Consider the following 13,904-nt stretch of genomic DNA (forward strand, 5'->3'; position numbering starts at 1 on the left):
TATGAATAAGGATGTCGTTATCGTTTCAGCCGTAAGAACGCCAATAGGTAGTTTTTTAGGCCGTTTATCTACCGTTCCTGCCCCAAAATTAGGTGCTACAGCCATTAAGGGAGCCTTGGACAAAATCAATTTAAAACCCGAATTGGTAGATGAAGTCATTATGGGAAATGTTGTACAAGCAGGTACAGGACAAGCCCCTGCAAGACAGGCCGCCATTTATGCTGGAATTCCTAACACAGTACCTTGTTCTACAGTCAATAAAGTGTGTGCTTCAGGAATGAAAACGGTGATGCAAGCCGCACAAGCTATTCAACTTGGAGATGCAGAAATCGTAGTTGCAGGTGGTATGGAAAACATGAGCTTAATTCCACATTATTATCATGCAAGAACCGCCACTAAATTTGGACCTGCAACTTTAGAAGATGGTATGCAAAAAGACGGATTAGTGGATGCTTATGACAAAAATGCCATGGGAGTTTGCGCTGATGCTTGTGCTACAGAATATGAATTTTCTAGAGAAGCTCAAGACCATTTTGCTGTTCAATCTTACGAACGCTCTAAAGCCGCTTGGGACGCCGGAAAATTTAAAGATGAAGTTGTACCCGTAGAAGTTCCACAACGTCGTGGCGAACCTGTTTTAGTGGATACAGATGAAGAATACACAAACGTAAGAATGGATAAAATTCCTTCTTTACGTCCTGCTTTTAGTAAAGACGGCACGGTTACCGCTGCTAATGCCTCTACCATTAATGATGGAGCCGCCGCCTTAGTCCTTATGAGCAAAGCTAAAGCCGATGAATTAGGCTTAACCCCTTTAGCTTATATTAGAGGCTATGCAGATGCCGCCCAAGAACCAAAATGGTTTACAACAGCTCCTGCAAAAGCTTTACCTAAAGCCCTAGCCAAAGCAAACCTTGATCTTGATGCCATTGACTTTTTTGAGTTCAATGAAGCTTTTTCTGTGGTTGGTTTGGCAAATATGAAAATTTTAGGTTTAGACGATAGCAACGTTAATGTAAACGGAGGCGCTGTATCTTTAGGACACCCATTAGGTTGTTCTGGAGCTAGAATCCTTGTAACCTTAATACACGTCTTACACCAAAATAATGCAAAACTTGGAGCAGCCGCAATTTGTAATGGTGGTGGTGGTGCTTCTGCGATGATTTTAGAACGCGCTTAACAAAACTCTATGCAATACGGCATTTGCAATCTTGGGATTGTACCTATTAGAATTGAACCTACCGATACTAGTGAAATGGTAACGCAGGCCTTATATGGCGATTATTTTAAAGTGCTAGAACAGCGCAGAAATTGGAGCCGTATTCGTTTTGCTTACGATAATTATGAAGGGTGGATTGATAAGAAGCAATTTTTAGAAATTGATGCTTCTCAGTACGCAGATTTATCTAGAGCGAATATTAACTTATCTAAAGATTTAGTTGAATTTGTAACGGATGATGCTGACCACTTATACCCAATTCCTGCGGGCTCTAATATGAATGGACTAAAATTATTAGGCCATCATTTTGACGGCTTAACTTTGACCTCTAAAAGTCCGAAGGAAAACATAGTAAAATCGTCTTTTCTTTACCTCAACTCTCCTTATTTATGGGGTGGTAAAACACCGTTTGGAATAGACTGTTCGGGTTTTACACAAATGGTATACAAGCTTAACGGTTATAAAATTCAAAGAGATGCCTCGCAACAAGCGAAACAGGGTGAACCTTTAAGTTTTATTGAAGAGAGTGAACCTGGCGATCTTGCCTTTTTTGACAATGCCGAAGGGAATATCACCCACGTTGGAATTATTATGGAAAACAACTATATCATTCACGCTCATGGTAGGGTCCGTATTGACCGCTTAGACCATAGTGGTATTTACAATATTGATAGAAATATACACACGCACAAACTTAGAGTGATTAAAAAAATAGTATAAAAAAAAGCGACTTTTCAGTCGCTTTTTTTTTGATCTATCTTATTTCTTAGTTACCTGCAGCCGAAGCTTCAATCGCTTCAACTTTAGCACGCATTTCTTTAAATTTAGCGGTTTCACCTAATGCACTATAAATGTTCATTAAGGTTTTAGCGGCATCTAGATTTGTGTTTCTTAACTCTAATGCTTTCTCTAAATAAGGAATGGCATCATGATATAATTGCGAACGTTGCGCTTTTAATTCATCATACTTCTTATTATCTGCTGCACTAGTTCCTAAACCATTCATCTCTTCTACGATCGCGGCTTCACCACCTAAAATTACAACGGCTAAGTTATTGTAAGCATCAACATAGTTAGGATTAATTGAAATGGCTTTTTCATAGTATTTAATCGCTTGATCAGCGTTTCCACCTTCAGCAGCTAAAACCCCTAAGTTATATTGTAACTCTGCATTCCCTGGGTCTTTTTCAGTCGCTTCTTCCATTAAAGCTTTAAACTTTTCTTTATTCCCCATTTTCAAGTACACATTAGCTTCAGATAATAATAATCCTATATCATCTGGGTTTTCAGCTCTTGCATCTGCCATAGCCCCTAAAGCTTTTTCATTTTCTCCTTGAGAAACGTAAATAAGCGCAATGTTCTTTACAATCTCAGCTGTTTTAGCTTCAGATTTTTCGTCTTTAGGATCTTTATGTAATTTCGCTTTTACAGAAAAGTCACGCTGGTTTTTATCACCAAAAGATTCTTCTTTACCTGTTTCAACATTAACAGCGGTATAAAGCATACGCTCACCTCTATATCCCATATTTTTCAATTGAAGATAATAGTCTAAAGCTGCATCATAATCTGGCTCAGAAACTGCTGAAGAAGCTGCATAGTATAAATACATGGTATCTTTAGGAGACATTTTGTACACCTTTTCAAAACCTTTAGCGGCTACTTTAAAGTTCTTATTTGTAAAGGCTTTATTGGCCTTAGTTAAATAAGCGTTCATCATATCAGTAGTCATCTTATTAGCCTCTGAAGTATATTTTAATTTACCCATTTCAGACTCTAAAGTTTTTAGATTATCGATGCTCTCGATAGCTTCATCAATATTAGCGTCAGACCCTTGTCCATCCGCATATAAAGCTTGGGCTTTTAAATAATAAAATTTAGCTTTTAATTTATCGTCCATGCTTCCTAATAAAGCTTCTGCAGATGCTACCGCAGACTTGGCATCTCCGTAATTTGCATTTTTTATTGCTTTTTCAATTGCCTTTACTTCATTTTTTTGAGCAAAAGACATCGACGACATTGCCAAAAGCAACATTAATGTCATTAGTTTTTTCATCTCGTATTAAATAATTTAATTGTTAATTATAGTTTTTAGTTTTCAGTTTCGTTATTATCAATAGCCGTGCCATCTTCCTGCGTGTCATTAGCATCAAGAATTTCGGCGTCTAATTCTTCTATCACTTCTTCGTCCTCTTTCATCACTTTAGCAACGGCAGCAATAGAATCATTTCCTTTTAAGTTGATTAATTTAACCCCTTGTGTTGCACGTCCCATAACACGTAAATCAGCTACGGCCATACGAATTGCAATTCCAGATTTATTGATAATCATTAAATCATCATCATCTGTAACGTTTTTAATAGAGACTAAATTTCCTGTTTTTTCTGTGATAGAAATGGTTTTAACTCCCTTACCTCCTCTGTTGGTAATTCGGTAATCTTCTAAACTAGAACGTTTTCCGTAACCATTTTCAGAAACCACTAAGATATTGCTTTCCATATCATCTACGGCGATCATACCAATAACTTCGTCTGTGTTTTCATCTTGAAGACGAATACCACGGACTCCAGAAGCCCCTCTTCCCATTGGTCTAGTCTTCGCTTCTTCAAAACGAATGGCTTTACCAGATTTCAAGGCTAACATCACTTGGCTTTCCCCAGTCGTTAATTTTGCTTCTAGTAACTCATCGTCGTCTTTAATAGTAATGGCATTAATACCGTTAGAACGTGGTCTAGAATATTGCTCTAAAGATGTTTTCTTAACCTGTCCCTTTTTCGTTGCCATAATGACATAGTGACTGTTAATGTAAGCTTCATCTTTTAAATCTTGCGTACAAATGAAGGCCATAACCTTATCATCTTGCTCAATATTAATTAAATTCTGAATCGCTCTACCTTTTGAAGTTTTAGAACCTTCTGGAATTTCGTAAACACGCATCCAGAAACATTTTCCTTTCTGCGTAAAGAACAACATGTATTGGTGATTGGTTCCTACAAACAAGTGTTCTAAGAAGTCCTCATTTCGGGTTGTTGATGCTTTCTGACCTACTCCACCTCTATTTTGTGTTTTGTATTCTGAAAGAAGCGTTCTTTTAATATAACCGGCATGCGAAATGGTAATCACCACTTGTGCATCTGGAATCATATCTTCAATACTAAGATCTCCCCCAGCATATTCAATAATAGAACGACGCTCATCACCGTACTTTTCTTTAACAACTTCTAGTTCCTCCTTAATAATAGCCATTCGGCGTTCTTTCTTATCAAGAATATCTTTAAGATCAATGATAGTTTTCATGATCTCATCATATTCAGAACGTAATTTATCTTGTTCTAGACCTGTTAACTGACGCAGACGCATCTCAACAATAGCCTTGGCTTGAATTTCTGATAATTTAAAACGCTCTATTAAACTGTTTCGCGCTTCATCAGCATTACCCGAAGCACGGATAATTTTAATAACCTCATCAATATTATCTGAAGCAATAATTAAACCTTCTAAGATATGGGCACGCTCTTCAGCCTTACGCAATTCGTAAGTTGTACGTCTCACTACAACCTCGTGACGGTGTTCAACAAAATAGTGAATCAAATCTTTAAGATTCAATAACTGCGGACGTCCGTTTACTAAGGCAATATTATTTACACTAAAAGAGGTTTGTAAAGCCGAATACTTATAAAGTTTGTTCAGTACAATATTAGGAATAGCATCGCGCTTTAAAATAAAGACAATACGCATCCCTTTTCTATCCGATTCATCACGAATAGAAGCAATACCTTCCATCTTTTTCTCGTTTACCAAGTCAGCAATCTTCTTAATCATGTCTGCCTTATTCACTTGGTAAGGAATTTCAGTCACAATGATACATTCTCTTCCTTGAACCTCTTCAATAACCGCTTTACCACGCATTACAATACGTCCACGACCGGTATGAAAAGCTTCTTTTACACCATCATAGCCATAGATTGTTCCTCCAGTAGGGAAATCGGGTGCTTTTACGTGCTGAATTAATTCATCTATTTCAATATCATTATTGTCAATATACGCAATAGTACCATTAACAACCTCTGTTAAGTTGTGTGGCGGCATATTTGTAGCCATACCCACGGCAATACCAGAAGCACCATTAACAAGTAATCCTGGAATACGTGTAGGAAGTACTGTTGGTTCTTTTAAGGTATCATCGAAGTTTAATTTATGATCTACCGTTTCTTTCTCTATGTCCGCTAACATATCTTCCGATATCTTACGCATTCTAGCTTCTGTATAACGCATTGCTGCAGGGCTATCGCCATCTACAGACCCAAAGTTACCCTGTCCGTCTACTAACATATAACGTAAACTCCATTCTTGAGCCATACGAACCATGGCATCATATACAGAGGTATCTCCGTGTGGGTGATACTTACCTAAAACTTCACCGACGATTCTTGCTGATTTTTTATGTGCTGAATTTGCTCTAATACCAAGCTCATGCATACCATAAAGCACACGTCTATGTACCGGTTTTAAACCATCTCTTACATCTGGTAACGCACGTGACACAATGACCGACATTGAATAATCAATGTAAGCCGATTTCATTTCATCTTCAATGTTAATTGGAATGAGTTTTTCTCCTTCTGCCATATATAAAATTAATTAGTTTTTTTGTAAATCTTCATAACGTGCTAATATAACCAAAATACTACTGTTTACCGCTAAAATCCTCATCATTTTTGGGATTTTTTATTAACAATACAAGCGCGCATTTTAGTTAATAAGTATCTCTGTATTTCCTTTGATTTAAAATGCTTTTTCTGTCTCTTCGTTTAGAACATTTAATGACTTTAAAAGATCTTCTAAAATTGTCTTAACAACAAGGTGACAACATGACTATAAATGACTTAAAAATAACAGATTAGCAAAACCGCTTTCCGGCTATTTTTAAATTGTGTGCCACCTCTTATAATTCGAGAATTTAGAATCCTTTTAAAATTTCATTACGTTTAGGTATAGTTTTTGAACTGTACTTCATATGTTTTTATTATTTTTAATGCAGAAAGGAACACACTATGGATGATAATTTTTCCCCAAGAGTTAAAGATGTTATAGCTTATAGTAAAGAAGAAGCTTTACGATTAGGTCATGACTTTATAGGTACAGAGCACCTTATGCTTGGTCTATTAAGAGATGGCAACGGTAAGGCTATAGATATTTTAAGTGCTTTAGATATTGATCTAAATCACTTAAGACGTAAAGTAGAGATATTAAGTCCTGCGAATCCTAATATAGTTACAACAACTTCTAACGAAAAAAAGAACTTACACCTTACAAGGCAAGCTGAACGTGCTTTAAAGACAACGTTTCTAGAAGCGAAGTTATTTCAGAGCACTTCAATAAATACCGCCCACCTGTTATTGTGTATTTTAAGAAATGAAAATGACCCCACGACCAAGCTTTTAAATAAGTTAAAGGTAGATTATGATAACGTAAAAGAAGAATTTAAATCTATGATTACAAGCGAAGATGATTACCTAGACACACCGAAAGCAGAATCGTTTTCTGATGATGATATAAATGAAGAGGAAGAGGATGCAAAACAAAATCCTTTTGGTGGACCGTCTAACAAGAGCAACAAAAAATCTAAGACTCCAGTTTTAGATAATTTTGGAAGAGACTTAACCGTCCTTGCAGAGGAAGGGAAACTAGATCCTGTAGTTGGACGTGAAAAAGAAATACAACGTGTTTCTCAAATTTTAAGTCGAAGAAAGAAAAACAATCCTTTATTAATAGGAGAACCTGGTGTTGGTAAATCGGCTATTGCTGAAGGTTTAGCCTTACGCATCGTAAAACGTAAAGTATCACGTACTCTGTTTAACAAACGTGTTGTCACTTTAGACTTAGCCAGCCTTGTTGCCGGTACAAAATATAGAGGACAGTTTGAAGAGCGTATGAAAGCCGTTATGAATGAGCTTGAAAAGAATGACGACATCATCCTTTTTATAGATGAAATTCATACCATCGTTGGTGCTGGTGGCGCAACCGGAAGTTTAGATGCTTCTAATATGTTTAAGCCTGCCCTAGCAAGAGGTGAGATACAATGTATTGGTGCAACAACTTTAGATGAGTATAGACAGTATATTGAAAAAGATGGGGCCTTAGAGCGTCGTTTTCAAAAGGTTATTGTTGAACCGACATCGGTTGAAGAAACCATAGAGATTCTTAATAACATTAAAGCTAAATACGAAGAGCATCACAATGTGAATTATACTCCTGAAGCCATTGAAGCTTGTGTAAAACTAACTAACCGTTATATGACGGAACGTTTTTTACCAGATAAAGCGATTGATGCTTTAGATGAAGCAGGTTCACGAGTTCATATTACTAATATTGATGTGCCTAAGCAAATTCTAGAATTAGAGAAAAAACTTGAAGAAGTTAAAGAAACTAAGAATAGCGTTGTTAAAAAACAGAAATACGAAGAAGCTGCGAAACTTAGAGATGATGAAAAACGCTTAGAAAAAGAATTAGCAACAGCTCAAGAAACTTGGGAAGAAGAAACCAAACTTCATAAAGAAATTGTTACTGAAGATAATGTCGCGGATGTTATTTCTATGATGACCGGGATTCCTGTGAATAAAATTGCACAGACTGAAATTAACAAATTATCGCAATTACCAGAGTTAATTAAAGGTAAGGTTATTGGTCAAGATCAAGCGGTTGCAAAGGTGGTTAAAGCCATTCAGCGAAACAGAGCCGGATTAAAAGACCCAAACAAACCAATTGGCTCCTTTATCTTTTTAGGTCAGACTGGTGTTGGTAAAACCCAATTGGCTAAAGTATTGGCTCGCGAACTTTTTGAAAGTGAAGACTCACTGGTAAGAATAGACATGAGTGAGTACATGGAGAAATTTGCCATTTCACGTTTAATTGGTGCTCCTCCAGGATACGTTGGTTATGAAGAAGGTGGTCAGTTAACGGAAAAAATTAGACGTAAGCCTTACGCTGTTGTCCTTTTAGATGAAATTGAAAAGGCACACCCCGATGTCTTCAATATGCTTTTACAAGTATTAGATGACGGTTACTTAACGGATAGTTTAGGTCGAAAAATTGATTTTAGAAACACCATCATTATTATGACCTCTAATATTGGAGCTCGTAAGTTAAAAGACTTCGGTACCGGTGTTGGATTCGGAACTTCAGCTCGTGCTGCCCAAGAGACAGAGTATGCTAAAGGTGTTATTGAAAATGCTTTAAAGAAAGCTTTTGCACCAGAGTTCTTAAATAGAATTGATGATGTCATTGTGTTTAACGCCTTAGAAAAAGAAGATATCGGTAAGATTATTGATATTGAAATGGCTAAGTTAATTACAAGAATCAAAGATTTAGGCTATGAACTTACCTTAACTGAAAAGGCTAAGGATTATATTGCCGAAAAAGGATTTGACAAACAGTATGGAGCAAGACCTCTAAACAGAGCCATTCAGAAATACGTAGAAGATGCGCTTGCTGAAGAAATTATCAATTCTAAACTTCATGAAGGTGATACCATCTCAATGGACAAAGAAGAGGATAATGAGGTTTTAAGTATTAAAATTAAATCTTCTGAAAAGACCACTGAATCCTAAGAAATTTTAAATATTAAAGAAAAAAACTCTTTCCTATGAAAGAGTTTTTTTTCATCCTTGATACAACACCAATGAATGCATCCCTATCATTCGATTTTTGTAATATCAAAGTTTTTGATTTTTACATGATTGTAACCTTTAACGAAGGGGTTACTGTAACACCTAAAATGAATCATACCCTAATTCATGTTACAGAAACACACTTCGATGATCAACCTTTTGTTTATATCTCAAACAGAGTAAATTCTTATGCCGTAAATCCTGAAATCTATTTAGATACGGCTAAGATTAAAAACTTAAAAGGCTTAGCAATAGTCTCCACCAATTATCAAGCAAAAGTAAATGCGCGTATTGAAAAGATGTTCTTTTCTAAACCCTTTGAAACTTTTTCTGATATTGATGATGCCATCCGCTGGGGCCAAATGCTTATTTCAAGATAAAATTTAAGCTTAAGACCTATTAAGGCTTATTTTAAATCATAATGATTTAGAAATAATTCTTCGATCTCAATATCCACATCTTTTAAAAATTGGATTGAAGCTTCTATAGAATCATGCAAAACCTCATCTGCTTTTATAAACGGAACCACTTTTCTATATTGTTCTAGAAAAGATTCTAGCAAAGGTGAGGTTTTTAATGGTCTTCTAAATTCTAAAGCCTGAGAAGCATTCATCAACTCAATAGCCACGACACGCTCTACATTTTTAACTAAAGTATAGGCTTGGGTTGCGGCATTTGCTCCCATACTTACATGGTCTTCTTGTCCATTACTAGACACAATACTATCTATACTCGCGGGAGATGCCATTTGCTTATTGGCACTTACAATACTTGCGGCCGTGTACTGCGGAATCATAAATCCGGAATTTAAACCTGGGTTGTCCACTAAAAAGGCTGGCAAACCGCGTAATCCAGAGACCAATTGAAACACACGACGTTCTGAAATATTTCCTATTTCGGCCATAGCGATTTTTAAATAATCCAAAGCTAAGGCTAAGGGTTGTCCATGAAAATTCCCTCCAGAAATAATTAAATCTTCTTCATGAAAAATGTTAGGGTTATCCGTCACCGAATTAATCTCGGTTAAGATTACTTTTTCAACAAAATCTAAAGTATCCTTCGTGGCACCATGCACTTGAGGAATACAACGGAAAGAATAAGGATCTTGTACATGTTCTTTTTCACGCGTAATAAGTTCACTTCCTTTTAAAAGTTCATTAAAACGTCGGGCCACTTTACGCTGTCCTGGGTGAGGTCTTACCGCGTGAACTAAATCGTGAAATGGGTCTAAACGGCCATCAAAAGCGTCTAAAGAAATACCAGCAACAATATCTGCCAAGTACGATGTTTTATGAGACATTAAAAGTAAGTACACCCCATAGGCACTCATAAACTGTGTTCCGTTTAATAGCGCTAATCCCTCTTTGGCTTCAAGCTGAATTGGCTTCCAATTAAATTCCTCTAAAAGCGTAGCCGCCTCATATTCCTTATTTTGGTGCACCACTTTTCCTTTTCCTAATAACGGCAATGCTAAATGCGCTAAAGGTGCTAAATCTCCTGAAGCCCCTAAAGATCCTTGGGTAAAAACAAAAGGAAATATATCGTTATTAAAAAAATCAATTAAGCGTAAAACCGTATCTAGCTGTACACCACTATGCCCATAACTTAAAGACTGAATTTTTAAGAGCAACATCACTTTTACCACAGATTCCGGAACACGTTCTCCTGTTCCACAGGCATGCGACATTACTAAGTTTTCTTGTAACTGACTTAAGTCGGCATCAGAGATTTTTACATTATATAGAGATCCAAAACCGGTATTAATTCCATACATCGGTTTCTTTTCTTGAGCTAATTTATTATCTAAATAGGTTTTACATTTTTTAATTTCATTAGCAGAAGCTTCAGAAAGCTTTAATTTTTTCTTTTGATAAAAAATATTGTAAATCGTTACAATGTCTAGCGCTTCCGAAGAAATAATATGATAGTTGTCCATTTAGTTTATAATTTATAGAGGCTCAAAATTGAGAAATATTTTGGGTTTTACCATAACAATTTTGAAATCTTTAAACCCCATAAGCAATCCTGTTTTTAGTTCCTTGAAATCAATTCATTATAACCATGCGCCTCCCCTATTATCCCTTTATCATCACCCTAGCTTTGTAAGAAAACCATCTCGTCCAAAGCCTAAGCAAGACTAAAACCTTTTAAGACCTCAAAACGTAGCGCATATAAAAGCCTAATGCGACTAAAACCCATTGAATACGCCGCGCCTTAACTTTATAACAATTTTAAATTTAGTTTTCTCTTATATTTCTTACTTTTGAATTTAAACAAAATCATATTTATGAAACAATTATTATCACTTTGTATAGCTGTAACTTTAATGGCTTGTAAAGGAGAGCCTAAAGATTATGTAACCCTTTCTGGGAAAATTTCTAACCCTGATGAAAGTAAAACTTTAAAAGTCTTTAAAGGGAGAGGTTATGAAAAAATGATTTCTCTAGATGATGATGGTAGCTTTAAAGATACATTAAAGGTTATTGCTGGAGACTATAATTTTCAGCACGGAAAACAATATGGTCAGATCTATTTAGAAAATGACAATGTGTCTTCATTTACGACAGATAACAATAACTTCATAGATTCTTTAAAATTTGGAGGTGACGATTCTGACCTTAATAACTTCACCGTACAGTCTTTTTTACTTTCTAAAAAATTCTTTTCACCTAAGTTGGTGGCGTCAAATGATGCTGAAGTATTAAATAAGGCATTAGAAGATTATCAATCTAGCTATGACAACCTTAAAGAAAACTACACCGAAGTAGATTCTACACACAAAGCTTTAATGGACAAAAAGATTGCTGGTACCATCAGCCAAATTAGCAATTTTATAAAATCTAAACAAGCCACTAACAGCGCCTTTCCGGCAGGATCTCCTTCTCCTAGTTTTGAAGGCTATGAGAACCATGATGGTGGTACAACGTCCCTTTCAGATTTACAAGGTAAATATGTTTATATCGATTTATGGGCTACTTGGTGTGCACCTTGTTTAAAGGAAATTCCTTCTTTAAAACGTGTTGAGGAACAATATAAAGACAAGAATATTGAATTTGTAAGCATTTCTATTGATGAAGGTAGAGGTTATAAAAACGATAAAGCCGCAGCTTATAAAGCGTGGAAAAAAATGGTGTACGATAAAAATTTAGGTGGTATACAGTTATTAGCCGATAACGGTTTTAAATCTCAATTTGTTCAAGATTATAGAGTAAATGGTATTCCTAGATTTATCTTAATAGATCCTAAAGGTAATATTGTTAGTGCTGATGCGCCAAGACCTTCAAGTCCTGAGTTAATGAAGCTTTTTAACAAGCTTGACCTTTAGTCTTAATGACCTTAATAAAAAAGCCAGTTTCTCTTGAAACTGGCTTTTTTTATTCCTATTAAAATTTACTTCTTAGGTGCTTCCTCTACTTTTGGCTGCTCTGGTTGTTTAAATAAATCGATATAAGCTTCGCCCAAAGTCTCTATAATATGACTAGCTATTAGACTTTGATAGCCATAATCTTCTAAAGAAATATCGGCCGATTTCCCATGCAGATAAACCGCAAATATTGTCGCTGCCAAAGGACTGTAACCTTGTACTATTAAACCAGAAATTACGCCCGTAAGCACATCGCCTACACCGCCTGTGGCCATCCCCGGATTCCCCGTGGTATTGATGTATAATTTATCTTGATCTACCGTAATAGAATTGGCGCCTTTTATAAGGACAATAACCTCATGAGTTTTAGAGAACGTTTTTACTTTTTCAAGCTTTTCAAAATCACCTTTCCATGCCCCTATTAATCGCTCTAACTCTTTAGGGTGTGGTGTTAACACCGTCCCTTTTGGTAAATATTGTAATAAATCTTGGTGTTGCGCTAAAATATTAAGGCCATCTGCATCAATCACTAAGGGTACTGAATTCTGTTTTAAAAAGGCCTCAAATGTTTTCACGGTTGCTTCAGAAGTTCCTAAACCGACTCCAATTCCAATAACGCTAGGCTCTAAATCAAATTCAATATTTGAAATTTCTTTTTCCGAAGCATCTGTAATGACCATAACTTCGGGGATTGCCGTTTGCAAACTGTGGTATCCACACTCAGGAACATAAGCCGTTACCAATCCTGCTCCAGCACTTAACGCCGCTTTACTAGCGAGTTGTACAGCTCCAATTTTCCCATAACTTCCACCTAAAATCAGCACATGCCCAAAGTTCCCCTTATGAGAGAATTTTTCACGAGGTTTATATAAAGGTAAAACCTCATGTTTTCCAATTAATTCTACTTCGGTTTTTGTCTCCTTTAAATACTGGCGGTCTATCCCCACATCAATCACCTCCCATTGTCCAATAAACTTTGCGGTCTCTGGCAGGAAAAACACGAGCTTTGGGGACTGAAAACTTAAGGTATAATTGGCATAAACCACAGCTTTATCGTCGGTAATAGCTTCATCTGTATAAAGCCCAGACGGAATATCAATGGCCAGAGTAAATGCTTTTGAAGCTTTAAACTTTTGAAACAATTGAGCCACCCAAGGTTTTGCAGCCCTGTTAAAACCTATTCCAAATACGGCATCTACAATAATATCATCGCCCCCAATTTGAATTTCACTAAAATCATCTTCGCAACTTAACATTACGGGCCATTTTTTAGTCACATTTTTAATCTGATCATAGTGCTCTAAAAAATCTTTAGAGCGCTTATCACTGTAATTCACAATATAAGTTATGACGTGGTAGCCATGGGTAATTAAATGTCTCGCCATAACCAAACCATTGCCCCCATTATTACCAATACCGCAAAATACATGTATAGGAACTTGCGCGCCTTGCATTCGGGTATGAATCCAATTAAACAACTGTGTTCCTGCCTGCTCCATTAATTGGGTAGAACTAATATTTAAGCGCTCTACGGTTAGTTTATCGCCTTCGTAAATTTGTGCTTTAGAAAATAATTTCATGTACTAATACTTGTTTTTTATATCTGTTGTTTCTTTAACGACTTTCTCGATTTTTTTTAAGAATCCATACGCTC

9 protein-coding genes are annotated in these 13,904 nt (G+C 36.2%); 5 read left to right on the top strand and 4 right to left on the bottom strand.

The features are described 5' to 3' along the window. Position 1 precedes the first annotated feature (1 nt). Together ACFQ13_RS04425 and ACFQ13_RS04430 are read left to right on the top strand one after the other, a co-directional pair. Positions 2–1,180, top strand: a complete 1,179-nt coding sequence (locus ACFQ13_RS04425) for an acetyl-CoA C-acyltransferase (protein ID WP_386114474.1) — start codon at positions 2–4, stop codon at positions 1,178–1,180. A 9-nt stretch (positions 1,181–1,189) separates the two neighbouring features. Next, positions 1,190–1,939, top strand: coding sequence for a C40 family peptidase (locus ACFQ13_RS04430; protein WP_386114477.1), 750 nt, complete (start codon positions 1,190–1,192; stop codon positions 1,937–1,939). Between the two features lie 46 nt (positions 1,940–1,985). On the opposite strand, the gene ACFQ13_RS04435 is transcribed toward ACFQ13_RS04430, so the two are convergent. Both ACFQ13_RS04435 and gyrA read right to left on the bottom strand, forming a co-directional pair. Further along, the gene (locus ACFQ13_RS04435) at positions 1,986–3,272 is read right to left on the bottom strand and encodes a tetratricopeptide repeat protein (RefSeq protein WP_386114480.1); all 1,287 of its coding nucleotides are present in this window, start codon (positions 3,270–3,272) and stop codon (positions 1,986–1,988) included. 35 nt (positions 3,273–3,307) lie between these two features. Next, on the bottom strand, positions 3,308–5,845 hold the full coding sequence (gyrA, locus tag ACFQ13_RS04440) for a DNA gyrase subunit A (RefSeq protein ID WP_386114483.1): 2,538 nt from the start codon (positions 5,843–5,845) through the stop codon (positions 3,308–3,310). Positions 5,846–6,270: 425 nt separating this feature from the next. Between gyrA and ACFQ13_RS04445 the strand changes: the two genes are divergently transcribed. Together ACFQ13_RS04445 and ACFQ13_RS04450 are read left to right on the top strand one after the other, a co-directional pair. Beyond that, positions 6,271–8,826 (top strand): ATP-dependent Clp protease ATP-binding subunit, encoded by a 2,556-nt coding sequence (locus tag ACFQ13_RS04445; protein ID WP_386114486.1) that lies wholly within the window; start codon positions 6,271–6,273, stop codon positions 8,824–8,826. Positions 8,827–8,861: 35 nt separating this feature from the next. Further along, complete coding sequence (locus tag ACFQ13_RS04450) at positions 8,862–9,266, top strand: hypothetical protein (RefSeq protein ID WP_386114489.1); 405 nt, start codon at positions 8,862–8,864, stop codon at positions 9,264–9,266. Positions 9,267–9,292: 26 nt separating this feature from the next. Here the strand turns inward: ACFQ13_RS04450 and hutH are convergent, their stop codons facing one another. Beyond that, the gene (gene hutH / locus ACFQ13_RS04455; RefSeq protein WP_386114491.1) at positions 9,293–10,822 is read right to left on the bottom strand and encodes a histidine ammonia-lyase; all 1,530 of its coding nucleotides are present in this window, start codon (positions 10,820–10,822) and stop codon (positions 9,293–9,295) included. Between the two features lie 351 nt (positions 10,823–11,173). Here hutH and ACFQ13_RS04460 point away from each other — a divergent pair, with 351 nt between their 5' ends. Continuing rightward, positions 11,174–12,211 (top strand): TlpA family protein disulfide reductase, encoded by a 1,038-nt coding sequence (locus ACFQ13_RS04460; RefSeq protein WP_386114494.1) that lies wholly within the window; start codon positions 11,174–11,176, stop codon positions 12,209–12,211. A gap of 65 nt (positions 12,212–12,276) precedes the next feature. Here the strand turns inward: ACFQ13_RS04460 and ACFQ13_RS04465 are convergent, their stop codons facing one another. Then, entirely contained in the window at positions 12,277–13,830 is a 1,554-nt protein-coding gene (locus tag ACFQ13_RS04465) for an NAD(P)H-hydrate dehydratase (protein ID WP_386114497.1), read from the bottom strand. Between the last annotated feature and the right edge of the window lie 74 nt (positions 13,831–13,904).

The organism is Winogradskyella rapida, assembly GCF_042675845.1.
GTDB classification, from domain to species: domain Bacteria; phylum Bacteroidota; class Bacteroidia; order Flavobacteriales; family Flavobacteriaceae; genus Winogradskyella; species Winogradskyella rapida.

Excerpts from the sequence above, each read along its gene's own strand:
- ACFQ13_RS04425 (WP_386114474.1), top strand. The coding sequence starts at position 2 with ATGAATAAGGATGTCGTTATCGTTTCAGCCGTAAGAACGCCAATAGGT.
- ACFQ13_RS04460 (WP_386114494.1), top strand. The coding sequence starts at position 11,174 with ATGAAACAATTATTATCACTTTGTATAGCTGTAACTTTAATGGCTTGT.
- ACFQ13_RS04465 (WP_386114497.1), bottom strand. The coding sequence starts at position 13,830 with ATGAAATTATTTTCTAAAGCACAAATTTACGAAGGCGATAAACTAACC.
- ACFQ13_RS04430 (WP_386114477.1), top strand. The coding sequence starts at position 1,190 with ATGCAATACGGCATTTGCAATCTTGGGATTGTACCTATTAGAATTGAA.
- ACFQ13_RS04450 (WP_386114489.1), top strand. The coding sequence starts at position 8,862 with ATGAAAGAGTTTTTTTTCATCCTTGATACAACACCAATGAATGCATCC.
- hutH (WP_386114491.1), bottom strand. The coding sequence starts at position 10,822 with ATGGACAACTATCATATTATTTCTTCGGAAGCGCTAGACATTGTAACG.
- ACFQ13_RS04435 (WP_386114480.1), bottom strand. The coding sequence starts at position 3,272 with ATGAAAAAACTAATGACATTAATGTTGCTTTTGGCAATGTCGTCGATG.
- ACFQ13_RS04445 (WP_386114486.1), top strand. The coding sequence starts at position 6,271 with ATGGATGATAATTTTTCCCCAAGAGTTAAAGATGTTATAGCTTATAGT.
- gyrA (WP_386114483.1), bottom strand. The coding sequence starts at position 5,845 with ATGGCAGAAGGAGAAAAACTCATTCCAATTAACATTGAAGATGAAATG.